Source organism: Stenotrophomonas maltophilia (genome assembly GCF_025642255.1).
Taxonomy (GTDB): domain Bacteria; phylum Pseudomonadota; class Gammaproteobacteria; order Xanthomonadales; family Xanthomonadaceae; genus Stenotrophomonas; species Stenotrophomonas maltophilia_P.
In genome coordinates, this window is sequence record NZ_CP106759.1 from 1,819,613 (window position 1) to 1,845,313 (window position 25,701).

Sequence of the window (25,701 nt, forward strand, 5' to 3'; positions counted from 1 at the left end):
TACCTGTATGGATCATAGCGGGCCATTGGTCATGGGCCATGACGCGACGCGGGAATGTTAGAATCGAGAACCATTTACATCCAGCAGAGAACAGGCTAGATGACGCTGTCCGAACTGCCCCTGCATACCTCGGCCGTGGTCGACTCCGTGCAGGACCTGCATGCCAACGATGCCATTGCCCGCCGCCTGCGCGAGCTGGGCTTCGTCAAGGGCGAGGAGGTCCGCCTGGTGGCCAAGGGCCCACTGGGGGGAGAGCCGTTGCTGGTGCAGGTCGGGTTCACCCGTTTCGCACTGCGTATCAGTGAAGCCAAGCGCGTCGTGATCGACGCTGCCAGCCAGGAAAGACGTGCATGACCGCATCCGCCACTGCCGCCCCCCTGCGCATCGCGCTGGTCGGTAACCCGAACAGCGGCAAGACCGCCCTGTTCAACCAGCTGACCGGCAGCCGGCAGAAGGTCGCCAATTACACCGGCGTGACCGTCGAGCGCAAGGAAGGACGCCTGCGCGCACCCTCCGGCCGCGAGTTCGCCGTGCTTGACCTGCCGGGTGCGTACAGCCTGCACCCGGCGAGCCTGGACGAGGCGATCACCCGCGACCTGTGCCGGGGCTTCTATCCGGGCGAGGCCGCGCCGGACGTGCTGCTGTGCGTGATCGATGCCACCAACCTGCGCCTGCACCTGCGCTTCGCACTGGAACTGCGCGAGTTGGGCAAACCGATGGTGGTGGCGCTGAACATGGTGGATGCGGCCGAGCGCCGTGGCATCCAACTGGACGTGGCAGCGCTGGAGCGCGAGCTGGGCGTGCCGGTGGTCGAGACCGTGGCGGTACGCAAGCAGGGCGCGCGTGCGCTGGTCGAGCGCCTGGACCGCATGGTGCCGCACCTGGATGCGCCGATGCCGCCGGCCGAGGACGGCATCGACTACCACGCCCGGGTACGTGACATCCTGGCGGTGGCCGTGCGCATGCCGGCACGCACCGCGAAGATCGACGACACGCTTGACCGCTGGCTGCTGCATCCGGTGTTCGGACTGGTGACGCTGGTCGTGGTGATGTTCCTGATCTTCCAGGCGGTGTTCGCCTGGGCGACACCGCTGATGGATGGCATCGAGGCCGGCTTCGGCTGGCTGGGCGAGGTGGTCGGTGGCGCGCTGCCGGAGGGGCCGCTGACCAGCCTGCTGACCGACGGCATCATCGCCGGCCTGGGAGGCGTGGTGGTGTTCCTGCCGCAGATCCTGATCCTGTTCGCGTTCATCCTCGCGCTGGAAGAGTCCGGCTACCTGCCACGTGCAGCGTTCCTGCTCGATCGGCTGATGGCCGCGGCCGGCCTGTCGGGGCGTTCGTTCATCCCGCTGCTGTCCAGCTTCGCCTGCGCGGTGCCGGGCATCATGGCCACCCGCAGCATCCAGGATCCACGCGACCGGCTGGCGACGATCCTGGTGGCGCCGCTGATGACCTGTTCGGCCCGCCTGCCGGTGTATGCCCTGCTGATCGCCGCCTTCATTCCCGATGGCAAGGTCGGCATCTTCAACCAGCAGGGCCTGGTGCTGTTCGGACTGTACGTGGCCGGCATCCTCAGCGCGCTGGCGATGTCGTGGGTCATGAAGAAGTGGCGCCGCGACAAGAGCGAGCATCCGTTGATGCTGGAGCTGCCCTCGTACCGTATTCCGCATCCGCGTGATCTGGCAGTCGGCCTGTATGAGCGCGGCATGATCTTCCTGCGGCGCGTGGGCGGCATCATCCTGGCGTTGACCGTGCTGCTGTGGTTCCTGCTGTCGTTCCCCGGTGCGCCCGCCGACGCCACGCTGCCGGCCATCGATTACAGCTACGCCGGCCGCATCGGCCATGCGATGACCGCGGTTTTCGCCCCGCTGGGTTTCAACTGGCAGATCTGCATCGCACTGATTCCGGGCCTGGCCGCGCGTGAAGTGGCGGTTTCCTCGCTGGCGACCGTGTACGCGCTGTCCGCGGCCGACGACGATGCGGCGATCTCGGCGCTCACGCCAGTGGTGGCCGATGGCTGGTCGCTGGCCACGGGCCTGTCGCTGCTGGTGTGGTTCATCTATGCGCCGATGTGCATCTCCACGCTGGCCACCATCAAGCGTGAGACCAACTCGTGGAAGAAGATGGGTTTCGCGGCGTTCTACCTGTTCGCAGCGGCCTACGTTGCAGCGCTGATCACCTACCAGGTGACCGTGGCGCTGGGAGGCGGCTGATGGACGCAGGACTGCTGCTCCAGTACCTGCTCGTTGCGCTGGCCGTGCTGGTCAGCGCGTGGGTCGTACTGAAAAAGCAGTTCCCCGGCACCGTGCGCAGAATGCGCGGTGCCTTGGCACTGGCGCTGCTCAAGCCCGGCCGCGCCGGCTGGCTGCAGGCGCTGGGCCGCAGGATCGCGCCCCCTGTCAGTGGCGGCGGCGGTGCCTGTGGTGGCTGCGACAGCTGCGGGCCGACGCCGCCGAAGCAGCACTGACGATGGCGGGAGAGAGCGGGGGCTGCTGCGCTCGCCGAAGCCTCAATCCCGCACCAGCCCACCGTCCACCACCAGATTCTGGCCGGTGACCGCGCGCGCCCAGGGGCTGGCGAAGAACAGCGCGGCGTCGGCGAACTCGGCCGGCGTGGTCACGCTGCGCAGTGGCGTGTTGGCGGCGATGTAATCGAACACCGCCTGCGGTGTCGCGGCGCTGGCATCGGTGCTGCGCAGCAGGCCGCCGGACAGCATGTTGACGGTGATGCCCTGCGGCCCCAGGTCGCCGGCCAGGGTGCGGGTCAGCGAAAGCAGGGCGGCTTTGGCGGCCGTGTAGTCGTGATAGGGCACCACCGGGTTCTGGAACAGATTGGTGCCGATGTTGATGATGCGGCCGAAACCGCGCGCCTGCATGCCGGGCAGGGCGGCCTGCACGGTGTTGAGCGCGCCGCGCACGCTGCCTTCGAACTGCGCCTGGAACGCCGGCCAGCCAATGTCGGCGGCGCCGTCGCGCGCATCACCATTGAAGGAGAAATCGGCCAATGCGTTGTTGACCACGGTGGTCACGCCCTGGCCGAAATGCGCCAGCGCCTGCTGCAGCAGTGCCCCGATCTGGCCCCGGTCGGTGACGTCGGCGCGGAGCGCGAGTGCCTGCCCGCCCAGCTCCACCGCCAATGCACGTGCGGCCGCCTCGCTGCGGTGATAGTTGATGATGACCCGGGCACCCTGCGCGGCGAATGCGCGGGCGATATGCTGGCCAAGGCCGCGGCCAGCGCCGGTGACCAGTACCAGCTGTTCGCTGATCTGCATGGGAAATGCGGTCCATTGCATGAAGAGTCCTGCAGCGTAGCAGCGATGATGCTTGCCGGACCGGGCATGCTGCCGCTAGCCTGCGGGGCATGAACCAGACTCCCCTGCGATTGCTCATTCACGGCGCTTCCGGGCGCATGGGCCAGGCCCTGCTGCGGCTGGCCGCCGATCATCCCGAAACCCTGCAGATCGTGGCGGCGGTGACCGGCCGCGCGCCGGCCCAGCGGGTGGTCGACGGAGTGCCGTTCTTTGCCGCCAGCGAGCTGGCAGGGGCGCCGGCATTCGATGTGGCCATCGACTTCAGCCTGCCGGAAGGCTTCGATGCGATGCTGGCCCTGTGCGTTGAACGCGGCGCAGGCCTGGTCTCGGGTACCACCGGCATCTCCAGTGCGCAGCGCCAGGCGCTGGACGCCGCCGCGGCGCGCATTCCGCTGGTGTGGGCTTCGAACTTCAGCCTCGGTGTCGCGGTGCTGGACGAGCTGGTCGAGCGCGCTGCGCAGGCCCTGTCGGGCTGGGACTGCGACATTGTGGAATCGCACCATACGCAGAAGAAGGATGCGCCCTCGGGAACGGCACTGACCCTGGGCGCAGCCGCGCAGCGGGGTGGGGCGGATCCGCAGTACGCCAGCCTGCGGGCCGGCGATATCGTGGGTGAGCATCTGGTGCAGTTCACCGGCCTGGGCGAGCGCATCGAACTGGTCCACCGGGCGACCAACCGCGACATCTTCGCCCGCGGTGCGCTGTTCGCCGCACGCCAGCTGCAGGGGCGGGCGCCCGGGAGCTACCGGGTGCGCGACCTGCTGGACACCCCGGCGGACTGATTCACGGGGTCAGATCCCTTTCCCACGGAAAGGGATCTGACCCCTCGCCGCGATTGGGATCAGAGCCCTTTTCCCGCATGAAAAGGGATCCGACCCCGGCCATCGCGCTTTGCACACGCGGGCGTATTGAAATGAATACGCAGTCGCCTGTTCATGAAACGATTCAACCGCTGGCGCGAGCGCTCCGGCAGCGCTACAATTCGCACTCGCCGAATCACCAAAGCCGGACCGGTCCTGAACCGTACGTCCGCGCTTTTTTGCAACCGGATTTCCGTGAAGCACAGGCGTGACTTCGGCACCCCCTCGGTAGCCAAAGTGAGATTTCCGTGACCCAAGCCGCAATCCTCGTCCTCGAAGACGGCACCGTATTCGAGGGCGAATCCGTAGGCGCGCCCGGCCTGTCCGTCGGTGAAGTGGTGTTCAACACCGCCATGACCGGTTACCAGGAAGTGCTGACCGATCCGTCCTACGCCCGGCAGATGGTCACGCTGACCTATCCGCATATTGGCAACACCGGCATGACCGACCAGGACGACGAAGCCTCCAAGGTGTGGTCGGCCGGACTGATCGTGCGCGATGTGCCGCGCCGCCCCAGCAACTGGCGCAGCCAGGTGTCGCTGCAGGACTGGCTGATCCAGCGTGGCGTGGTGGCCATCGCTGGCATCGATACCCGCAAGCTCACCCGCATCCTGCGCGAGAACGGCGCCCAGAACGGTGCGCTGATGGCAGGTGACATCGATGTTGAGAAGGCGCTGGAAGCCGCCCGCAAGTTCCCGGGCCTGAAGGGCATGGATCTGGCCAAGGTCGTCACTACCGAGAAGACCTATGTCTGGACCGAGGGCCAGCTGGACCTGGATGCCAACGCCTTCGTCAGCGTGCCGGCCCGCTTCAAGGTCGTGGCCTACGATTTCGGCGTGAAGACCAACATCCTGCGCATGCTGGCCGAACGCGGCTGCGAAGTGACCGTGGTGCCGGCGCAGACCCCGGCGGCTGAAGTGCTGGCGCTGAAGCCCGACGGTGTCTTCCTGTCCAATGGCCCGGGTGACCCGGAGCCGTGCGATTACGCGATCGCCGCGATCAAGACCTTCATCGACGTGAAGATTCCGACCTTCGGCATCTGCCTGGGCCACCAGCTGCTGGGCCTGGCCTCGGGCGCGCAGACCGTCAAGATGGGCCATGGCCACCATGGTGCGAACCATCCGGTGCAGGACCTGGACAGTGGCCGGGTGATGATCACCTCGCAGAACCATGGTTTCGCGGTCGATGAAGCCACCCTGCCGGCGACGTTGCGCGTGACCCACCGGTCGCTGTTCGATGGCACCAACCAGGGCATCGCACGCACCGATGTGCCGGCGTTCTCCTTCCAGGGCCATCCGGAAGCGTCGCCGGGCCCGCACGACGTCGGTCCGCTGTTCGACCGTTTCGTAACCCTGATGGAACAGGCCAAGGCGTGATCCGCAGGCCACCGGCCACCGGTGGCACCGCGATGGACCGTAAGCCCCCGCATTGCTGCTGCCTCGCGGCGCGGCGCTGCGAATCGAGATTCCTGATCGACAGCGTGCGATCACTCCCCCTTGTCACGCTGTACTGACTTAGAGAAGAAAATGCCCAAGCGCACTGACCTAAAGACCATCCTCATCATCGGTGCCGGCCCGATCGTCATCGGCCAGGCCTGCGAGTTCGACTACTCCGGTGCCCAGGCTTGCAAGGCCCTGCGCGACGAGGGTTACCGCGTGGTGCTGGTCAACAGCAACCCGGCCACGATCATGACCGACCCGGAGATGGCCGACGCCGTCTACATCGAGCCGATCAACTGGCAGACGGTCGAGAAGATCATCGCCAAGGAGAAGCCCGACGCGCTGCTGCCGACCATGGGGGGACAGACCGCGCTGAACTGCGCGCTGGACCTGGCCGACAACGGCGTGCTGGAGAAGTACAACGTCGAGCTGATCGGTGCCAAGCGCGAAGCGATCCGCATGGCCGAAGACCGCGAGCTGTTCCGCGTGGCGATGGGCGAGATCGGCCTGGAGTGCCCGACCGCCGCCGTCGCTCACACGCTGGACGAAGCGCTGGAGATCCAGACCCGCGTCGGCTACCCGACCATCATCCGTCCGAGCTTCACCCTGGGCGGCAGTGGCGGTGGTATCGCCTACAACCGCGAAGAGCTGGTGGAAATCGTCAGCCGCGGCCTGGAACTGTCGCCGACCACCGAAGTGCTGGTGGAAGAGTCGGTGCTGGGCTGGAAGGAATTCGAGATGGAGGTGGTGCGTGACACCGCCGACAACTGCATCATCGTGTGCTCGATCGAGAATCTCGATCCGATGGGCGTGCACACCGGTGACTCGATCACCGTGGCCCCGGCGCAGACCCTGACCGACAAGGAATACCAGCGCCTGCGCGATGCCTCCATCGCCGTGCTGCGCAAGATCGGCGTCGATACCGGCGGCTCCAACGTGCAGTTCGGCATCAACCCGAAGACCGGCCGTGTGGTCGTCATCGAGATGAATCCGCGCGTGTCGCGCTCCTCGGCGCTGGCCTCCAAGGCCACCGGCTTCCCGATCGCGAAGGTGGCCGCCAAGCTGGCCGTGGGCTACACCCTGGACGAACTGAAGAACGAGATCACCGGTGGCCTGACCCCGGCGTCGTTCGAGCCGTCCATCGACTACGTGGTCACCAAGATCCCGCGCTTCGCCTTCGAGAAGTTCCCGGCCGCCGATGCACGCCTGACCACCCAGATGAAGTCGGTGGGCGAAGTCATGGCGATGGGCCGCACCTTCCAGGAATCGGTACAGAAGGCGCTGCGCGGCCTGGAAACCGGCAAGGTCGGCTTCGACCCGACCGGCCTGGACCTGGCCAACGAGGAAGACCTGCAGACCCTGCGCCGCGAGCTGAAGGCACCGGGTCCGGAGCGCCTGTTCTACGTGGCCGACGCGTTCCGCGCCGGCATGAGCGTGGAAGAGATCCATGCGCTGTCGTTCATCGACCACTGGTTCCTGGACCAGATCGAGGAAATCATCGCTGCCGAAGGTGAAGTCGCTGCCGACGGCATCGACGCGCTCGACGCTGCGCGTCTGCGCAAGCTCAAGCGTGCCGGTTTCTCCGACGCCCGCCTGGCCCAGCTGACCGGCACCAACGAAGCGGCCATCCGCGCACTGCGTCGTGCCCACAAGGTGCGCCCGGTCTACAAGCGCGTGGACTCCTGTGCTGCCGAGTTCGCCACCGGCACCGCCTACCTGTACTCGACCTACGAGGACGAGTGCGAGGCCGCGCCGAGCAACCGCGACAAGATCATGATCCTGGGCGGCGGTCCGAACCGCATCGGCCAGGGCATCGAGTTCGACTACTGCTGCGTGCATGCGGCGCTGGCGCTGCGCGAGGATGGCTATGAAACCATCATGGTCAACTGCAACCCGGAAACCGTTTCGACCGACTACGACACCTCCGACCGCCTGTACTTCGAGCCGCTGACGCTGGAAGACGTGCTGGAGATCGTCGAGCTGGAACAGCCGAAGGGCGTGATCGTGCAGTACGGCGGGCAGACGCCGCTGAAGCTGGCGCGCGCGCTGGAAGCCAATGGCGTGCCGGTGATCGGCACCAGCCCGGACTCCATCGACCTGGCCGAGGACCGCGAGCGTTTCCAGCAGCTGGTGGACAAGCTGGGCCTGAAGCAGCCGCCGAACCGTATCGCCCGCAACGACCAGGAAGCCCTGCTGCTGGCCCGCGAGATCGGCTACCCGCTGGTGGTGCGTCCGAGCTACGTGCTCGGTGGCCGTGCGATGGAGATCGTGTACGGCGAAGCCGATCTGGCCCGCTACGTGCGTGATGCGGTGAAGGTGTCCAACGATTCGCCGGTGCTGCTGGACCGCTTCCTCGACAACGCTGTCGAGTGCGATGTCGACATCATCGCCGACAAGGATGGCAACGTGCTGATCGGTGGCGTGATGGAGCACATCGAAGAAGCCGGCGTGCACTCGGGCGACTCCTCGTGCTCGCTGCCACCGTACTCGCTGTCGGCCGAGACCCAGGCCGAGCTGCGTCGCCAGGTGGTGGAGCTGGCCAAGGCGCTGAACGTGGTTGGCCTGATGAACACCCAGTTCGCGATCCAGACCAGCGACGAGGGCGACGACACCGTCTACCTGCTTGAAGTGAACCCGCGTGCCTCGCGCACGGTGCCGTTCGTGTCCAAGGCCACCGGCATGCCGCTGGCCAAGATCGCCGCACGCTGCATGGCCGGCAAGACCCTGGCCGAGCAGGGCGCGACCGAAGAGATCGTGCCGGACTACTACTCGGTGAAGGAAGCGATCTTCCCGTTCGCCAAGTTCCAGGGCGTCGACCCGATCCTCGGGCCGGAAATGCGGTCCACCGGCGAGGTGATGGGCGTCGGTCGCAGCTTCAACGCCGCCTTCGCACGCGCGCAGGAAGCCGGCGGCATCAAGGCCCCGCCGATCGGCAAGGCCTTCGTGTCGGTGCGCGACCCGGACAAGAAGCGCGTGTTGCCGGTCGCCAAGGCGCTGCTGGCGCGCGGCTACAGCCTGGTGGCCACCCGTGGCACCGCCGCCTGGCTGCAGCAGCATGGCATGCAGTGCGAGATCATCAACAAGGTGGTCGAGGGTCGTCCGCACATCGTCGATTCGATCAAGAACGGCGAGATCGTCTACATCGTCAACACGACCGAAGGTCGCTCGGCGATCAACGACTCGTTCTCGATCCGTCGCGAGGCGCTGCAGCACCGCGTCACCTACTCGACCACCATTGCCGGCGCCAAGGCGCTGGTGGATTCACTGGAATTCCGCGGCACCGGCCCCGTCTGGTCGCTGCAGGAGCTGCACAAGGAGTTGAATGCATGAGAGCCCCCATCACGATGAAGGGCGCGCAGAAGCTGCGCGACGAACTGGATCACCTGAAGTCGGTCAAGCGGCCGAAGGTGATCGCCGCGATCGCCGAAGCGCGTGAGCATGGCGACCTGAAGGAGAATGCCGAGTACCACGCCGCGCGCGAGGAACAGGGCTTCATCGAAGGCCGCATCAAGCAGCTGGAAGGCGAGCTGTCGCACGCCGAGATCATCGACGTGAGCAAGCTCAATGCCGGCTCCAAGGTGGTGTTCGGCGCCAGCGTGACCCTGGCCGACGTGGAAACCGACGAAGAGAAGAAGTACCAGATCGTGGGTGACCTCGAAGCGGATATCAAGCTGGGGTTGATCGCGATTTCCTCGCCGGTGGCGCGCGCGATGATCGGCAAGCTGGAAGGCGATTCGATCGTGATCGACGCCCCGGCTGGGCAGCGCGAGTACGAGATCGTCAGCGTCAGCTACGTGGACTGAGCACGTGGCGACGGCGACCCTGCTGTTGCCCGCACGCAGCCGCTTTGCCGCGGCTGCGCTGCCGGACGATGTGGCACGTGCGCTCGGCCGTGCCACTACGGTGCAGGTCGAGCCGGGTGAACGGGCGCAGCTGATGCGCCATTTCAAGGTCGCCGCGCCGCACTGGCCGGTGGCCGCGCTGACCCGCCAGCGTGACGTGGGCGATGCGGCCGGTGCCAGCTGGCTGCGCGCCGATCCGGCCTGCATGGTGCCGGACATGCATGGCGCGCGGATGATGGCCTACGGCGAAACCCTGCGACCAACCCTGGCAGACAGCCTCGCCCTGCTGCCGGTGCTGCAGCCGTTGTTCGCCGAGGCCGGCTTCGTGCTCGACGCGCCTGATCCGTCGCGCTGGTATCTGCGGCTGCCGATCGATACCGCACTGCCGGCGTTCGACGGTCCCGACGAGGTGCTCGGCGATGACCTGTTCTCGCACCTGCCGGAAGGCGAGGGCGGCCGCCGCTGGCGGGCGCTGATGACCGAGGCGCAGGTGCTGCTGCACAACCACTCCTGGAACCAGCAGCGTGCCGCGCAGGGCCAGCAGCCGATCAATTCGCTGTGGTTCTGGGGCGGTGGCGTGATGCCGGTGTCGGTCAGCACGGTGCATGCGCAGGTGCGCAGCCGCGATGCGCTGCTGCAGAGCCTGGCGCAGGCCGCTGGCGTGGCGGTGGATGGTGAGCAGGCTGTCGATGCGCTGGTTGACCTGCGCCAGCTGCGTTCGCTGCAGCAGTTGGGCAACGAGGCGATCCGCCCGCTGCTGGCCGCGTTGAAGCGTGGCGAACTGCAGCGGCTGGTGCTCGATTTCGAGGACGGCCTGCAGTTCCAGCTGGATCGCGGACAGCGCTGGCAGTTCTGGAAGAAGCCGCGCCAGCTGCACGACTGACCGGGGACTCGGTCGAGCGGGGGTCGGATCCGTTTTCCATCGGAGAACGGCTCTGACCCCGATGTTTGCCGGGGTTGCCGCCAGCGGCCGGCACTACCGCAGGTGCCGGGCGCAATCCCGCCAGCCTCTCCCACGCGCGGTATCATCCCTCTGTCTTTCGTAACCGGCGATGCCGATGTCCCTTGCCGCCGATCCAGCGCTGCCGTCTTCCGATACGCCGACAATCCGACGCCGTGAGGCAGCGACGCCGGCTGCATGGCCGGAGGGAACGCTGCCACTGCTTGCACGTCTCTATGCCAGCCGTGGCGCGGGGACGCCGGAACTGGCGCTGCCGAAGCTGGGCAATCTGCATGCCCCCGAACTGCTGACCGGCATCGACGCTGCGGTCGACCTGCTGGTCGAGGCCATCGCCAATGACAAGCGCATCCTGGTGGTCGGCGATTTCGACTGTGATGGCGCTACCGCCTGTGCGGTCGGCGTGCGCGGCCTGCGCATGCTCGGCGCACAGCATGTCTTCCACGCGGTGCCCAACCGGATGGTGCACGGCTATGGACTGTCGCCCTCGCTGGTGGAGGAACTGGCCGCGCTGAAGCCGGACCTGCTGGTCACCGTCGACCATGGCATTGCATGCCATGCCGGCGTCGCGGCCGCCAAGGCGCGTGGCTGGCAGGTGCTGGTCACCGACCATCATCTGCCGGGCCCGCAGCTGCCTGCGGCCGACGTGATCGTCGATCCGAACCTGGATGGCGACGCATTTCCCAGCAAGTCGCTGGCCGGTGTCGGCGTGATCTTCTACGTGCTGATGGCGCTGCGCCGGCGGATGCGCGAGGCCGGCGTGTTCGCCGATGGCAAGGGCCCGGACCTGACCACGCTGCTGGACCTGGTGGCGGTCGGCACCGTGGCCGACCTGGTGGCGCTGGATCCGAACAACCGCGCACTGGTCAGTGCGGGCCTGCGCAGATTGCGTTCGGGGCAGGGCTGTGTCGGCCTGAAGGCGCTGATCGAAGCCAGTGGGCGCGACGCGGCGCGGCTGACCGCGACCGACATCGGCTTCGCCCTGGGCCCACGCCTGAATGCCGCCGGTCGGCTGGAAGACATGGCGCTGGGCATCGCGCTGCTGCTGACCGAGGACCCGCGGCAGGCGCGGGAGATCGCGCAGACGCTGGAGCAGATCAATGCGGAACGCCGCGCCGTGCAGCAGTCGATGACCGACGATGCCGAGCAGGCGCTGACCCGAGTTGTGCTGGACATGGCCGGGCAGCGGCCGGTGGCGGCCTGCCTGTTCGATGCCGAGTGGCATCCGGGCGTGGTCGGTCTGGTGGCCTCGAAGATGAAGGATCGCCTGCACCGGCCGGTGATCGCCTTCGCGCCGGCCGAGCCCGGTGCCGACACCCTGCGTGGCTCCGCGCGTTCGATTCCGGGCCTGCATATCCGTGACGCGCTGGCATTGGTCGATTCACGGCATCCCGGCCTGATCGAACGCTTCGGCGGTCACGCCATGGCGGCCGGCCTCAGCCTGCGGCTCGATCATGTCGACGCCTTCAAGGCGGCCTTCGTTGCCGTCGTGCTGGAGATGCTCGACCCAGCGGCACTTCAACAGCAGGTGCTCAGCGACGGCGAACTGGCAGCGGACGAGCTCGACCATCGCCATGCCGATGCGCTGCGCCTGGCCGGTCCTTGGGGGCAGGGCTTCCCGGAGCCGCTGTTCGATGGCCATTTCGAAGTGGCCAACTGGCGCGTGCTGAAGGAACGCCACCTCAAGCTGGAACTGCGCCTGCCGGGCGTGCCCGGCACGATCAACGCGATCCATTTTGGCGGCTGGCACGGCAATGCGCCGAGCCGCCATGTGCATCTGGCCTACCGGCTGGCCTGCGACGACTATCGCGGTGGTAGCGCCATCCAGCTGATTGTCGAGCACTGCCTGCCGGCGTGAGGCAGCGTTCGCGCACTGCCGCCGGGGCCAGCGTTGGCGACAGGGTCGCGGGGAAGGAAATGTGAGGAAATTCGCAGTTCCTTGAATTTCCTTAATGAATTCATCTCTTTATCCAGAGGCAAAAGCGTCAAAAAGCTGGCGCATGTCACCTGCCGGTGGCAAAGTCGGGCCACGACCAACATGGGACGACGGAACGCCCGATGTACGCCGATTCACTGCTTCCCGGCGCCGCACTGCAGCGCCTGCACCAGGACCGACGCCTGATCCGCGTCGAAACCGCACTGGATCCGGGCACTTTCCTGGTCAAGCGTTTCGAGGGCAGCGAGGCGGTGTCCAGCCCGTTCGCCTACCGTATCGAACTGCTGTCGGTCCAGCCGCGGCTGGAGCTGAAACAGCTGGTCGGGCAGCCGCTGCGCCTGCAGCTGGGCGATGAATTCGGCAACCGCAGCGTGCACGGCTACGTTCGCGAGTTCGCCAGTACCGGCCAACAGGCCCAGTTCAGTGCCTACCGGGCCGAGCTCGCGCCCTGGTTCGCCTTCCTCGATTACACCTGCAACTGCCGGATCTTCCAGGACCGCAACGTGCTGCAGATCATCGAGGAGGTGTTCCAGGGCTACGCACAGCTGGCGAAGTTCCGCTACGACCTCAATGCCGGCAAGCTGCCGCCGCTGCCGTACTGCGTGCAGTACAACGAGTCCGATTTCGCCTTAGTCAGTCGCCTGCTGGAAGATGCCGGCCTGTACTACAGCTTCGTCCATGACGAAGAGGGCCATACGATGGTGATCAGCGACGATTCAACGCTGAGCACCGCGCACGGCGAACCGCAGCCCATCGCGTTCGTGTCCGACCAGGGCACGTTGGCCAGCACCGGTCTGCACCGCTGGGGTGCACGCCGACGCGTCGGGCCCAGCGTGCAGACCCTGCGCAGTTTCGACTTCAAGCAGCCGGGCCAGACGCTGGATGGCAACCAGGGCAATCAGGTGCCGCTGGGCCTGCTGCCGCCGCTCGAGCAGTACCGCTACGACGGTGCGGCGCGTTTCACCAACAGCCGCATTGGCCAGGCGCTGGCGGCGGTGCGCAACGAGGAAGTGGCGTGGCCGACCAAGCTGTTCGAGTGCGCGGGCAATGCCGGTGAACTCGATGCCGGCGCCTGCTTCGAACTGGAGCGGCACCCGGATTTCATCGGACGTGACGATACCGACCGCAGCTTCTTCGTGGTGAGTGTGCAGCGGGAAGGCCACAACAATTTCGCTGCCGATTTCGGCAGCGCTGAAGCCCCGAGTGTTGAAGTGCAGGCCGAGGTGCTGCGCCGTCGTATCCCCTACAGGCCGCTGCGGCGGACGCCGTGGCCGCGCATGCCGGGACCGCAGACCGCCACCGTGGTCGGTCCGCCGGGGGAGGAACTGCATGCCGACCGCTATGGCCGGGTGAAAGTGCAGTTCCATTGGGACCGCCAGCTCGATCGCCGCGAGAATGCCTCGTGCTGGATCCGCAGTGCGAGTCCGTGGGCAGGCGCCGACATGGGTGGCGTGTCGCCGCCGCGCGTGGGCCAGGAGGTGATCGTCGATTTCCTCGATGGCGACCCGGACCGCCCCATCATCACCGGTCGTGTCTACAACGAGGACAACATGCCGCCGTTCGGCATGGAGGTGAGCGGCCTCAAGTCGAAGACGGTCAAGGGCGCGGGCTGGAATGAGATCACCATGCATGATGGCGCCGGTGGCGAGCTGCTGAACATGCGGGCGCAGCGTGACATGGTCACCACCGTGCTCAACGACCAGAACGCCAGCGTCAAGAACAACAAGTCCACATCGGTGTCGGTCAACCATCGAATGGACGTCGGCGCCAACCAGGACATCAGCGTCGGCGGCAACCGTGGCATCACGGTCACCGGCACCGACACGCTCGGCGTTACCGGCACCCGCACCACCAATGTGACCGGCGCGGTGACCGAGAAGTACGAAGCAGGGGAAACCAAGACGATCTCTGCGGCCGGCTATACCGAAACCATCACCGGCGACTTCAAGACCACCCTGACCGGCAACTTCACCAGCCAGCGCACCGGCACGTGGACCGAGACCGTCACCTCGACCTCCAGTCGCACGGTTGGCGGACTGGTGACGGAGACGCTGAATGCCGCGCGGGAGGTGACCATTACCGGTCATGACAAGCGCAGCGTGCAGGGCAAGGTCGACGACAGCAATGTCGGCGAGCGGGTGATCGACGTCACCGGCAATTTCAGCCAGGACGTGACCGGTACGCACAGCCAGGGCTCGGATGGCGCGATGAGCCTGGAGTCGGCGGTCAATCTGTCCACCAAGGTGGGTGGCTCGGTCATCGAGATCACCGACAGCGCCATCAAGATCACCGCCGGTGGCTCGGAAGTGGTCATCGACGCAGGCGGTGTGTCAGTCAACGGCAGCGAGATCAAGCTCAACTGCTGAACAGCACGGGAGATACACCATGCAGGACACCCCCATGCTGCGCGGCCTGAACGCATTGCGCGATGCCTGGCTGGAGGCCAGCGCCGACAGCAGCAGGCGCCTGTTGGTATGGCGTCTGCCGGCTGCCGCCAGCCGCCTGCTGGCCGCGTTCTTCGAGATGCAGCGCAACGACGCAGGGCGTGATACGCCGGACTGCTTCCTGCGCATCGATACCGCCTATGAGCTGGGCTTCCGTTACAGCCGGCAGGTCAAGCAGGATCTGCTCGACCGTTATCTGGCCAGCCAGGACGATCTGCGCGCGCAGCAGGTGCCATTGGGCTGGCGTGGCCCGAGCGAGGCGCATCCGGACAGCGCGCAGGGTGTGGTCGATGTGCTGGAGAGTTTCATCGACCATCACGGCGAGCATCTGCGCCTGCTGGCTGCCGTGCTGGAACCGGAGCGTTGCGTGCCCGGTGAAGGCTTCGAGCGCTGGCTGGATGCGGCGCTGGCCGCTGCGCCGGGAGAGCGCCTGCGACTGGTGCTGGTGGATACCGAAGAGGACCCGCGCTGGCAGCCGCTGCTGGAGCGTCATGCCAGGACCGCACGGGTGGTCACCGCACCGGTCGACATGTTTGCGATTGCCCGGGATACCGCCGCGCAATCCGGTGGTCGCGGTCCGGAAGTGCTGTACCGGCAGCTGCTGGCGGACCTGATGCTGCTGCTGGAGCGAGGCAGTCCGTCGCAGGTGGTGGCCCGCGCCGGACGCGCGCAGGGCCTGGCGCAGCGGCATGGCTGGCAGGACCAGCAGTCGGTGGTGCAGATGATGGTGGCTGGTGCCTGGCTGAAACATGGCGATCACAGCCAGGCGATCAACAGCTACCGGCAGGCACGCAGCGCCGCCGAAGGTGCACGTGCCGGCGGCAATCCTGCCGCGCCGGAACTGGTGATGCAGAGCTGGTTCGGTGAAGCGGGCTGCTGGTTGGCGGCCAAGCAACCCGAGCGTGCGGCACACACCTACCTGCAGGCATCCGCGTCCGCAGCCAGCATTCCGCACCCCATGTTCGCACTGGAGGGCCAGCGCATGGCGGGCTGGTGTCATGTGCAGGCGGGCCAGCGAGAGGCTGCGCGCACGCAGCTGCTGGAGGCGATCCGCATCGCCAAGCCGCTGGCGCCGGCCGACCGCAAGGCGACGACGCTGCCCCAGGCACTGTGGGATCTGCTGCAGCTTCAGGACGCACGACGCTGCGAACAACTGCGGCAGGTCGCCACTGACTACCTGCAGGCCAGCACCGGCCTGCTGGAGAAGGCGGACGCGCAGGGGCGCGCACTCGGCCCGCGTCCTCCGCGTCCGGCGCTGGATGCCATCGACGCCGAGCTCGATGCCGCGCTGGAGCGCGGCTTTCATCGTGCGCAGCAGGAACGCGAGCGGCTGATCCAGGGCGGTGACGAATTCTTCCGCAAGATCGTGGCCGTTGGCCGTGATTTCCTCGACCCGGGCTGGAACGGCCTGCCGGCGATCGAACACCCGCTCGACCACGAGATTCCGGTGTGGAGCGAGCCCCCGGCGATGCAGCCGCTGCCCGATCCCAGTGGCCTGCTGCAGCCGCCCGTGGCCGCGCCTGCCGGGCCCGCCGTTACAGGAGTGGCTGTTGCATGAAGTCGAACAAGACCGTGGTGATGCTGGTGGCCATCGTGCTTGGCATCATCGTCGTGACCTGGATCAGCGCCGAGTACCGTGACGAAGTAAAGGCGTTCCTGCGCGCGTTGTTCCGCGCCTTGTAAAGCAACAGGGAGTGTTGCCGTGAGCATCGCCGCCAAGCATTTCGATCCGCAGTTGGGTATCGACATCCACATGTATGCGGTGCCGCCGTGCCCGCTGCCGACGCCGCACATCGGCCTGGTGCTGGATCCGTTCGACTACATCCCGTTCATCGGTTCGACCATCAAGGTCAACGGCGTGCATCGCGGCACCGCCGGTACCGGCGGCCTGGATATCCACATCCCGCTCGGTGTGTGGGGGCCGCCGTTGGCGGCACCGATGGGCCCTCAGTTCGACGGCGAAGAGATCTTCATGGGCAGTCGTACCGTGTCGGCCGATGGCGAGCCGTTCTCGCGGCTGGCGATGCCGGTGCTGGACTGCAATCTGGCCGGCATGATCAACCCGTTCCGGGTGAAGAAGCCGAAGAAGCCACTTCGGGCGATGTCACTGCCGACCGGCCTGAACGTGGCCATTCCCACCAGCGTCAAGGTGGGAGGACCACCGACGGTGTCATGGACGGCGCTCGCATTCCGCGCGGCGTTCGCAGGCCTGGGCAAGCTGCGCAAGAGTGCGTTCTTCCGCAAGAAGATGGATGCCTTTGCCAATTGGCGGCGGGGCAAGTGGGGAAACCTGCCCTCGGGTTTCCTGAAGTGCAAGGTGCTTCGCGCCGAGCCGGTGGATATCCGTGATGGCAGCGTGGTGGTCAACCACCAGGATTTCGATGTACCGGGCCGCTTGCCGCTCACTTGGCAACGCAGCTACGGCTCGCGCCACGCGGACGCGCCGGGTCTGTGCGGCGCGGGCTGGCAGACGCCGGCAGACATCCGCCTGGAGCTGCTGGCCGATGGCAGCGTCTGGCTGTCCGGCCCCGACCAGGTCGCGTTCTTCCCCGAGCTGCCGCCCGCTGAGGGAGAGGCTGGGGCGATTCTCGATTTCGTCGATGGCGCGCGCCTGCTGAGGCGGCGCGGGCAGTGGCGGGTGCGCTTCAAGAACGGCCTGCAGTACGTGTTCGGTGGCGAGCTGCCTGCAGGTGTCAGCGCGTTGCCGGGCCCGCAGTCCTGGCCGATCGAGCGCATCGAGGATGCGCATGGCAACCACTGGCGCTTCGAGCGTCGCGACGGCCATCTGGTGCGCATCGTCGAGAGCGGTATCGGTGACCTGCAGGGCCGCTTCATCGAAGTGGAGGCGCGCCACGGCCACATTGAGCGCATGGCCCTGCACGACCCCGCCACCGGCCTGGCCCATCCGCTGGTGAGCTACCGGTACAGTGCCGAAGGTGACCTGCTGGCGGCAGTCGACGCACTGGGGGCGCCACGCACGTTTGCCTATGAACGTCACCGCATGGTGCGGCATACCGACCGCGTGGGCCTGTCGTTCCACTATGCGTTCGATGCGCAGGGCAGGGTGGTGCATTCGTGGGGCGATGGTGGTCTCTACGATTATCACTTCGAGTACGACGCGCTGCTGCGCGAGACCCGGGTAACCGACTCGCTGGGCCACCTGAGCGTGGTCAAATTTGACGAGAACCAACTGCCGCTATGCGAGATCGACCCGCTCGATGGCGTGACGCTGTTCGAGTACGACGATTTCGGGCGGACCGTGGCGGTGACCGATCCGGAAGGACTGCGAACGGCATTTGCCTATGATGCGCATGGCAATGTTGTCGAGCTGCTACGGGCTGACGGCAGCCGCATACTTCACGAGTACGGCGACCTGGATCTTCTGACTGCAGTGCATGTTCCAGATTCTGGAACATGGACCCAGAGCTACAATGAATTCGGAGATATCGTCGCGCAGACGGATCCTCTGGGCGCAGTGACTGAATTCGCCTATGACGCCGCGGGGCAACTACTGCAGCAGACAAGCGCAAGAGGAGGTGCGACGAGGCTTACCTATGACAGGCATGGTGCCGTCGCGAGCGTCATCTCTGCCACGGGTCGGGAAGTCAAGTTCGAGCACGATGGCAGGGGCCTGCTCATGCGGCAGGTGGATGCTGGAGGGAATCAGACCCAGTTCCGATATGACGTGAAAGGTCGATTGACGGAGTGCATCGAGCCAGATGGTCGGAGTGTCGCCTATTCGTTCGATGCAGAAGATCGGATCTCGGTTTATGTCGATGCGCTGGGAAACCGCACTCTCCTGGAGTACGCAGGCCTGGGGCAGGTTTCGCGGAGGCGGTCGCCGGATGGGTCGCGGGTCGAGTATTTCTACGATACCGAAGAGTGTCTGGTTGGGCTCATCAATTCCGATGGGCAGCGCTACGAGATCGTGAGAGATGCTCTCGGCCGGATTGTCAAGGAAATCGATTACTGGGGGCAGGCCCGGAGCTATCGATACGACGGTGCGGGGCGGCTCGAAGAGTGCGTCGATTCTGAAGGCAGGGTTGTTCGATACACATCCGACAAGCTCGGCCGTGTGTCGCGGCGCTCCGTGGTGTGCGCTGGATATATCGAAGAGGATTACTTCACCTACGACGCCTGCGGAAATCTAATCGAGTGCGGCAATGCAAGTCGGGTCGTCAAGCGCGTGTTCGACGCTGTGGGAAATCTGGTGGAAGAGTCCCAGGACGGCTTCCGCGTGCTCAGCAGTTTCGACAGGTCAGGCAACCGCGTGCGCAGGAGCACATCGACCGGAAACACGATTGAATATGCTTACGATCTTGACGATGAGCTTGTAACGCTTGCCATCAATGGAGAACGTTGTCTGAGTGTTGCCCGGGATGAATCCGGGCGTGTGGTCGAAGAGAAGATCGGGCGGTTCAGCCGATATCTGCAGTACGACCCGTCCTCGAACGTGAGCTCGCAAGCGGTCAGATGCGGGGATGCGCCGCTGTTCGATGTTGCCTACGAATATGATCGCGCCGGAAATCTGATCCGACGCATGGACAGCGTGCAGGGGACTGACCAGTATCGCTACAACGCCTTGGGCAAGCTCAAACAGCGGATTGATCCCCAGGGCCGACTGCACAATCTGCTCGACGGATCTTCCGTCTCACGACTGAAGACGGACATCCGAAGACATGCGCCGGCAAAGCGTGTGGGTGGGGCCGAGGAGGATGAGCTGTGGACTCGTGAAGGCGTGCTCGATGGCGTGAGTTACGTTTTCGATCGAAACGGCGCATTGGTCTGCAAGCGTAGCCTCGACGGCGGTCGGCACCTCGAGCTGACCTGGGATGGCCATCAGCGTCTGGTAGCGGCGACGGTCGATGGCTCCCGATGGGTCTATGGCTATGACTCTTTGGGGCGCCGTGCATTCAAGTCGAACGGGAAGAGAACGGTCTGGTTCTTCTGGGACGCGAATGTATTGCTGAGTGAGGTCGAGGAGGTGAGGGCTGATGTCGGGCGGATTGTGGCGGAGCCCGGGAGTCGAACAAGCCTGGTGGAATCGAGACGGCGCCAGCGTCGTCTAGCCGCGCTATCTGGCAGGGCGAGGGAGTACGTTCATTACCCCGACGGGTTTATCCCGTTCGCTATGGTTGATCCCAAGACAGAGCCTGATGCGGCAGATGGATCAAGGGGCCTCGAAGGTGAAGGGCAGGCTGCTCGGCGTCCGCGGCTGGAACTGCTGCAAAGTGCTGCGCCGGTTCAAGTCGAGGACCATGGTGCGCTCGGTATGTTGGGAGGGGCAATTCTGGGCGGAGCAAAGCCAAAGGATGCTTCAACCGCAATGATCCTTGGCAGTGCGGGTTCGCAGCTTGGTGCAGCACGTGCCGGACCTCCCCGCGATGTCGGCGCACCCGTAAGCGCTCCGGATGCGGAAGTCGCAGCAGCAAAGGTCTATTACTTCTTCAACGATCTCAACGGCCGACCGGTCAGGCTGCTGGATGCTGACGGAACTGTGCTGTGGGAGAGAGCTGCAGGCGCGTCGTTGAGTGATCGGCCTTCCGTCCGGCAGATTGCTGTCAATCTTGGCTACCAGGGGCAGTACGTCGATGAGGAGACGGGCCTGTGTTACAACCGGCATCGGTACTTCGACCCTGCAATCGATGAGTTCGTGTCGCAGGATCCGATGCGGCTTGCCGCGGGAGAGAACTTGTATGCGTACGCGCTGAACCCGTTCGGCTGGGCTGACCCGCTTGGGCTACACTCCACCCAGGTGGACTACGGCAGTACCGACCTCAGCCAGATGGCTCAGATGCATCGCTTGGAGAACGGCATCAAGGGAGGGCGGAACATCGCGGTTTTCGAGTATGTCGATGGTGCGGGGAATCCAAGTTACATCGTGGATGCCAGTGGGGGTGGTCTACACTCTGAGAGGAGGATCGCGGCCAAGTTGACCCAGATGAACATTCCTCCTGAAAATGTCAAACGTGTCTATACTGAACTCGCTCCCTGTCCGCCGGTCAGAGGAATGCAGTACTGCGGAAGAATGCTGTCCAGTGTTTTCCCCGGTGCAGCGGTCACGCACAGCTTTGATTACGGTGTGACGCGGGCATCCAGACGATCAGGTGTCAAGGCGCTGAAGGCGGCGGTCAGGAAGCTATTCAATGGTTGTGGCTGATGAGGTTCATGCGTGACTGAAACTGCATTCTCCCGCGTTTATGGCTCGGGTTCGTTGGAGGTGAGTGCCCAGGTCCTTCGGGATTTCGGACTGGAGCCGTCGACGAGTGAGCTGATGTTGCGGCTGCGGCTTCCTTCAAGGCTGCCCGGCGATGTGCCTATTGTTCAGTTCGAAGTGCCCCGCGTGGTCGAGATCGATGGCACCAGACTTCTGGCTATCGCGCGAGAGCCATGGGGTGAGGATCTGCTGCTGTGCCTGTCGGTGAGTGGCGAGGTGCTTGCCGTGGGTGATGGTGGACGTCAGATCGTGAATGGACGCCTGTCGAGCTTCCTCGGCTTTCTCGAAGCGTATGAGGCATTCCAGGCTCAGGCAAAGGCGGGCGATTCCGGTCCCGTGGTCTACTCCCAGGCGGAGATGCAGGCCCGGCTGGAGGCATTCAAGCGGGGTGAGATTCCCAAGCGCTCTGCAAAGCCGCGATTCGATCGCGGTGAGGCGATCAAGGCCATGGTGTCGGAGTGGAGGAGCCTTGATGCCGCTGCACTGACGGAAGGGTCATGGTGGTCAATCGTTCTGGAGCAGATCCAGGATGGCCTTATTTGAGGTGTCGGCCCCGTGAGGCGGCATCTGGTTGTCGCGGCACAATCGGGACGGCACGGATCCGCTTGGCCCAGCAGACCGACATCGGGCATGGAATGTGGCTAGGTCGTCGCGCCAATGGTGTGCTTCTGAAGCGACTCGATCGTTGCCTGTATTTTCTCCAGACCCACCTTTCCGCAACCCACGAGCGTCAAGTCACGAAGCGCGGGAAGATCATTGATGACCTCGACGTTGGCAATCTTCTTGCAGTACTGGATATCCAGCTTCTGAAGCTGCTCAAGACCGACCAGTGCACGGATGTCTGTCAGCGAGCTCAGATTCTTCAGCCATACCGACGTCAACGCGGCAAGTGTCTCGATGCCACCGAGGCTTTTCAGCTTCATGCCACCCAACAGTCCCAGGCGTTGGAGGCCACCAGCCGATGCAGACAGGATGTTGAAGATCTCACCATCCACCGGGACATCCAGAATGTTCAGTTCCTCCAGAGGCAGGGCCAGGGCCTGCCTGAGATTCCTCAGTGACTTGTCTGGATAGAGCGAAAGTACTTTCAACGCGGGGAAGCTTGATGTGTCGAAGCGCACCGGCACGTCGACATACAGCGTCCTGAGATTGGGTAGCACAACGCCCGGCCAGGCCAACGTCCCCGTTCCAAGATGGATGCTCAATGCCTCGATGCTCTCAGGCACAAGTCCTTCCTCGAGTGCATCCATGATCGACGGTGCGATTGATCCCGGCCCTATGCTGAGCGTCTTGAGACCTCGCATTTCCCTGAGGATCTCTGGAAGCGCTTGGAGCTTGTCGCCGGGAGGTGACCAGAGATGAACCTGCTCGATTCGGGCGAGCCTCTCTGTGTTGAAGGGGGCATTGAAGAACACCCGCTCAGCACCGGGAGTCGGGAATGCTGCTTCGTGTCTGCCATGCATCAGGACAACTTTTCTGTTCATGTTCTTTTCATTACTACTGGGTGACGTCCTGCAGCAAGATCTCCCAGTCACTTGGAGTAACGAACAGCCACATTGACGTCTCTTCCTGCTCCGGCCTGCTTCTTTGAGAGGGCATCTTCTGCGGAGCCTGGCGTGGGTCATGGCAAGCCTGCATCCGGTATGCACACGCAGCAGCCATCGCGGACGATCACCCGATCAACCCCGATCCGGCCTGCCATGCGTTGAACAGTTCGTCCTCGCTCTGGAGACGTACCATGTCGCCCGTCCTTCGTCGTGTGCTGTGCCTGCTGGCGCTGCTGCTCTGTGCCTTCACCACGGCCGCCCAGACCCACGGCCGTCCGGCCGTCCGCCCGGTTCGTGCGGTCCCGTTGCTGCAGGTCGCGGGCGCCGAGCAGCCCATCGTGCTGCGTCGGGCCTCCATCGAAGGGGAGGTCCAGGCGGGTATCGCCCAGACCCGCGTCACGTTGGAGTTCCATAACCCCAACCGCCGGGTCATGGAGGGCGAGCTGCAGTTCCCGCTGGCTGACGGCCAGCAGATCACCGGCTTCGCCCTGGATATCGATGGCCAGTTGCGCGAGGCGGTGCCCGTGCCCAAGGACCGGGGGCGTCAGGTGTTCGAGGACATCGCGCGTCGCGGCGTCGATCCGGGCCTGCTGGAGCAGACCGCCGGCAATCAGTTCCGCCTGCGCGTCTACCCGTTGCCCGCCGGTGGCAGCCGCCGTGTGCAGCTGGTGCTGCGCGAACCGCTGGCGTTTGCCGCCGACGGCTGGCAATGGACCTTGCCGTTGCAGTTCGCCGCCGGCGCGGCTTCGGTCGAGCTGACGCTGCAGGCGCCGGAGGCGGCGACCACGGGCGCAGGGCCGTTCCGCTTCGCTGAGGGGCAACTGCATTGGCAGGGCCGAGGCGCCCTGTTGCCGGCGCAGCTGCAGTGGACGCTCCCGGCATCACGTCAGGCACGGGTACAGGTCGCACCGTGGCAGGACGGTCACTATCTGCTGGCACAGCTGCCGGTGCCGGTCGATAACACGCCGCGTACGCTGCCGACCGATATCGGCCTGCTGTGGGATGGCTCCGGCTCATCAGGTCGGCGCGACCGGTCGCGGGAGTTTGCACTGCTGGACCGTTACTTCGCTGCGTTGGGAAACGGCACGGTCGCGCTGACGGTCCTGCGTGACCGGGCCGAGCCGATGCGTCGCTTCCGTATCCGCGGCGGTGACTGGTCGGCATTGCGGCAGGCGTTGCAGGCCGTCCGCCCGGATGGCGCCAGCGCGCTGGCGCAGTGGCAGCCGCAGGCAGCCGTGAAGGAGTACCTGCTGGTCAGCGACGGTCTATTGACCTACGGCCCGCAGGTGTTGCCGACGCTCGCCGCCGACCAGCGCCTGTTCGCGGTCAGCAGTGCGGGCGCACATACCGATGTCGTTCGGCTGCGCGGTTGGAGCGAATCACATGGCGGTCGCTTCGTCGCCCTGGGAACGGATGTCGATGCCGCTGCACGCGAACTGCTGTCTTCGCCGCTGGACGTGCAGGTCGATGCGGGCCGCGGTGTACAGGACGTGGTGATCGATCGTCGCAGTGAAGCGCAGGGCTGGCTGTGGCTGCACTCGCGGCTGGCGGCGGACGGCGTGCCGATGCGGGTCCGCGTCGGCGGCCAATGGCTGGCGCTGCCCGCGACACAGACGAGCGGCAATGGAGAACTGCTGGCCGGCCTGTGGGCGCAGGCGCGGCTGCAGCAGCTGGCCGCCGACCGTCGCTGCAACCGTGAGGCGATGCAGCGCCTGTCGCAGCAGTTCGGCCTGGTCGGTCCGGATACCTCGTTGATCGTGCTGGAGACGCTGGACGATTACCTGCGCTACGCGATCCGGCCTGCCGGCGCGCTGCGGACCGAGTACGACGCCCGCTTTGCACGCGTGGTCGCTGACCGCAGCGCCGCCGAGCGCCGTCGCCTGGACGACATCGCCGCACAGTGGCAGGAGCGCCGGGAGTGGTGGCGCCGCAGCTGGCCGAAAGACACACCGCCGCAGTTGCAGGGAAAGGCGTTGGACAGGGTTGCCGTCTCTGCTTCGGCCGCCGCGCCGGTAGCGATGCTGGCGGCCGCACCTCCCGCGCCCGCACCGATGCTTGCGGCCGCGGAACGCGACGTCCAGGTGTCGCGTGCACGCGCCCGTCGCTCGGCACCTGCACAGGAAGCCGCACGCGATGCGAGCACAGGGAGCGGCGCTGCCGCAGCGGCAGGGGCGGCAGCGAACAGCGGTGCGCTCGGCATCCAAATGGCCGGATGGCAGCCAGATTCGGACATTGCCCGGCGCCTGCGCCAGGGGCCGTCCTCGCAGCTGTACGACCGCTACCTGGCCGAGCGCGCCGCGCATGCCGACAGCAGTGCGTTCTTTCTCGACGTGGCCGATCTGTTGCTGGAGCAGGGGCAGCGGGACCTGGCCCTGCGCGTGCTGTCCAACCTGGCCGAGATGGACCTGGACAACCGTCATCTGCTGCGCGTGCTCGGCTACCGCCTGATGCAGGCCGACGCACCGATGCTGGCGGTGCCGGTGTTCGAGCAGGTGTTGGCGATGGGCGAGGAGGAGCCGCAGAGCTTCCGTGATCTCGGCCTGGCCCTGGCGGCGGCGGGCCGGCCACAGCAGGCGCTGGCGCCGCTGTACCAGGTGGTGACGCGGCCCTGGGACAGCCGGTTCAACGGCATTGCACTGATCGCGCTGGACGAGCTGACCCAACTGGTTGCACGCAGCACGCCAGGGCTTGATACCTCGGCCATCGACCCGCGCCTGCTGCAGCCGATGCCGCTGGACCTGCGGGTAGTGCTGTCGTGGGATGCGGACAACAGCGACATGGACCTGTGGGTGACCGACCCGAACGGCGAGCGCGCGTACTACGGCAATCGTCTGACCTACCAGGGAGGACAGATGTCACAGGACTTCACCGGAGGCTATGGACCCGAGCAGTTCTCACTGCGTGATGCCAAGCCGGGCAGGTACAAGGTGGAGGCCAATTATTTCGGCAGTCGCCAGCAGCTGGTGACCGGTGCCACGACCCTGATGCTGCACCTGACCACCCATTGGGGCACGCCGAAGCAGAAGGACCAGAGGGTGACGATGCGGTTGAAGGATCGTGCCGAAACGGTGCTGGTGGGCGAGTTCGAGGTCAGATAGCGCCGAGCTCAGTTCGGGCAGGCTTGAGTCGGAGCTGGGCATGACCCGGC

17 protein-coding genes are annotated in these 25,701 nt (G+C 65.6%); 15 read left to right on the forward strand and 2 right to left on the reverse strand.

What is annotated here, in order from left to right; translation table 11 throughout:
• Positions 1-99: 99 nt before the first annotated feature.
• The 3 genes from N8888_RS08485 to N8888_RS08495 are packed head-to-tail and all read left to right on the forward strand — an operon-like array spanning position 100 to position 2,467.
• Complete coding sequence (locus tag N8888_RS08485; RefSeq protein WP_053519514.1) at positions 100-354, forward strand: FeoA family protein; 255 nt, start codon at positions 100-102, stop codon at positions 352-354.
• Entirely contained in the window at positions 351-2,213 is a 1,863-nt protein-coding gene (gene feoB, locus N8888_RS08490) for a ferrous iron transport protein B (protein ID WP_065175604.1), read from the forward strand. The genes N8888_RS08485 and feoB overlap by 4 nt, the downstream gene beginning before the upstream one ends.
• Positions 2,213-2,467 carry a DUF6587 family protein gene (locus N8888_RS08495; protein WP_065175605.1) on the forward strand — a complete coding sequence of 85 codons (255 nt, stop codon included), beginning with the start codon at positions 2,213-2,215 and terminating at the stop codon, positions 2,465-2,467. Before feoB ends, N8888_RS08495 begins: the two co-directional genes overlap by 1 nt.
• 42 nt (positions 2,468-2,509) lie before the next feature.
• Here the strand turns inward: N8888_RS08495 and N8888_RS08500 are convergent, their stop codons facing one another.
• Positions 2,510-3,271, reverse strand: a complete 762-nt coding sequence (locus tag N8888_RS08500; protein WP_263178093.1) for a 3-oxoacyl-ACP reductase — start codon at positions 3,269-3,271, stop codon at positions 2,510-2,512.
• A gap of 137 nt (positions 3,272-3,408) precedes the next feature.
• On the opposite strand from N8888_RS08500, the gene N8888_RS08505 reads away from it, so the two are divergent.
• The 11 genes from N8888_RS08505 (at position 3,409) to N8888_RS08555 (ending at position 21,549) form a co-directional block, all read left to right on the forward strand.
• Positions 3,409-4,092 carry a 4-hydroxy-tetrahydrodipicolinate reductase gene (locus N8888_RS08505; RefSeq protein ID WP_065182679.1) on the forward strand — a complete coding sequence of 228 codons (684 nt, stop codon included), beginning with the start codon at positions 3,409-3,411 and terminating at the stop codon, positions 4,090-4,092.
• 326 nt (positions 4,093-4,418) lie between these two features.
• Entirely contained in the window at positions 4,419-5,546 is a 1,128-nt protein-coding gene (carA, locus tag N8888_RS08510; protein ID WP_053519346.1) for a glutamine-hydrolyzing carbamoyl-phosphate synthase small subunit, read from the forward strand.
• Positions 5,547-5,696: 150 nt separating this feature from the next.
• Entirely contained in the window at positions 5,697-8,939 is a 3,243-nt protein-coding gene (gene carB / locus N8888_RS08515; RefSeq protein ID WP_065182678.1) for a carbamoyl-phosphate synthase large subunit, read from the forward strand.
• An 8-nt stretch (positions 8,940-8,947) separates the two neighbouring features.
• Entirely contained in the window at positions 8,948-9,412 is a 465-nt protein-coding gene (gene greA, locus N8888_RS08520) for a transcription elongation factor GreA (RefSeq protein WP_026347191.1), read from the forward strand.
• Between the two features lie 4 nt (positions 9,413-9,416).
• Positions 9,417-10,334, forward strand: coding sequence for a phosphoglycerate mutase (locus N8888_RS08525; RefSeq protein ID WP_263178096.1), 918 nt, complete (start codon positions 9,417-9,419; stop codon positions 10,332-10,334).
• Between the two features lie 175 nt (positions 10,335-10,509).
• Positions 10,510-12,267, forward strand: coding sequence for a single-stranded-DNA-specific exonuclease RecJ (gene recJ, locus N8888_RS08530; protein ID WP_164152632.1), 1,758 nt, complete (start codon positions 10,510-10,512; stop codon positions 12,265-12,267).
• 200 nt (positions 12,268-12,467) lie between these two features.
• Positions 12,468-14,711, forward strand: a complete 2,244-nt coding sequence (locus tag N8888_RS08535; RefSeq protein WP_263178100.1) for a type VI secretion system Vgr family protein — start codon at positions 12,468-12,470, stop codon at positions 14,709-14,711.
• Between the two features lie 19 nt (positions 14,712-14,730).
• Positions 14,731-16,347, forward strand: a complete 1,617-nt coding sequence (locus tag N8888_RS08540) for a hypothetical protein (protein ID WP_263178101.1) — start codon at positions 14,731-14,733, stop codon at positions 16,345-16,347.
• Positions 16,344-16,472 carry a hypothetical protein gene (locus N8888_RS08545; protein ID WP_006441023.1) on the forward strand — a complete coding sequence of 43 codons (129 nt, stop codon included), beginning with the start codon at positions 16,344-16,346 and terminating at the stop codon, positions 16,470-16,472. Before N8888_RS08540 ends, N8888_RS08545 begins: the two co-directional genes overlap by 4 nt.
• Before the next feature lie 19 nt (positions 16,473-16,491).
• Positions 16,492-20,949: an RHS repeat-associated core domain-containing protein gene (locus N8888_RS08550; protein ID WP_263178104.1), complete on the forward strand. Its 4,458-nt coding sequence runs from the start codon at positions 16,492-16,494 to the stop codon at positions 20,947-20,949.
• 12 nt (positions 20,950-20,961) lie between these two features.
• Positions 20,962-21,549, forward strand: coding sequence for an SUKH-4 family immunity protein (locus N8888_RS08555; protein WP_263178106.1), 588 nt, complete (start codon positions 20,962-20,964; stop codon positions 21,547-21,549).
• Positions 21,550-21,647: 98 nt separating this feature from the next.
• On the opposite strand, the gene N8888_RS08560 is transcribed toward N8888_RS08555, so the two are convergent.
• The gene (locus tag N8888_RS08560; RefSeq protein WP_263178107.1) at positions 21,648-22,490 is read right to left on the reverse strand and encodes a hypothetical protein; all 843 of its coding nucleotides are present in this window, start codon (positions 22,488-22,490) and stop codon (positions 21,648-21,650) included.
• A 254-nt stretch (positions 22,491-22,744) separates the two neighbouring features.
• Between N8888_RS08560 and N8888_RS08565 the strand changes: the two genes are divergently transcribed.
• Complete coding sequence (locus tag N8888_RS08565; RefSeq protein WP_263178109.1) at positions 22,745-25,651, forward strand: DUF2135 domain-containing protein; 2,907 nt, start codon at positions 22,745-22,747, stop codon at positions 25,649-25,651.
• Positions 25,652-25,701 lie beyond the last annotated feature (50 nt).

What these genes read in the sequence shown, in the direction of transcription:
- N8888_RS08500 (WP_263178093.1), bottom strand. Translation starts at nt 3,271, where the DNA reads ATGCAGATCAGCGAACAGCTGGTACTGGTCACCGGCGCTGGCCGCGGC.
- feoB (WP_065175604.1), top strand. Translation starts at nt 351, where the DNA reads ATGACCGCATCCGCCACTGCCGCCCCCCTGCGCATCGCGCTGGTCGGT.
- carB (WP_065182678.1), top strand. Translation starts at nt 5,697, where the DNA reads ATGCCCAAGCGCACTGACCTAAAGACCATCCTCATCATCGGTGCCGGC.
- N8888_RS08560 (WP_263178107.1), bottom strand. Translation starts at nt 22,490, where the DNA reads ATGAACAGAAAAGTTGTCCTGATGCATGGCAGACACGAAGCAGCATTC.
- N8888_RS08565 (WP_263178109.1), top strand. Translation starts at nt 22,745, where the DNA reads ATGTCGCCCGTCCTTCGTCGTGTGCTGTGCCTGCTGGCGCTGCTGCTC.
- N8888_RS08545 (WP_006441023.1), top strand. Translation starts at nt 16,344, where the DNA reads ATGAAGTCGAACAAGACCGTGGTGATGCTGGTGGCCATCGTGCTTGGC.
- N8888_RS08485 (WP_053519514.1), top strand. Translation starts at nt 100, where the DNA reads ATGACGCTGTCCGAACTGCCCCTGCATACCTCGGCCGTGGTCGACTCC.
- N8888_RS08495 (WP_065175605.1), top strand. Translation starts at nt 2,213, where the DNA reads ATGGACGCAGGACTGCTGCTCCAGTACCTGCTCGTTGCGCTGGCCGTG.
- N8888_RS08535 (WP_263178100.1), top strand. Translation starts at nt 12,468, where the DNA reads ATGTACGCCGATTCACTGCTTCCCGGCGCCGCACTGCAGCGCCTGCAC.
- recJ (WP_164152632.1), top strand. Translation starts at nt 10,510, where the DNA reads ATGTCCCTTGCCGCCGATCCAGCGCTGCCGTCTTCCGATACGCCGACA.
- N8888_RS08505 (WP_065182679.1), top strand. Translation starts at nt 3,409, where the DNA reads ATGGGCCAGGCCCTGCTGCGGCTGGCCGCCGATCATCCCGAAACCCTG.
- N8888_RS08540 (WP_263178101.1), top strand. Translation starts at nt 14,731, where the DNA reads ATGCAGGACACCCCCATGCTGCGCGGCCTGAACGCATTGCGCGATGCC.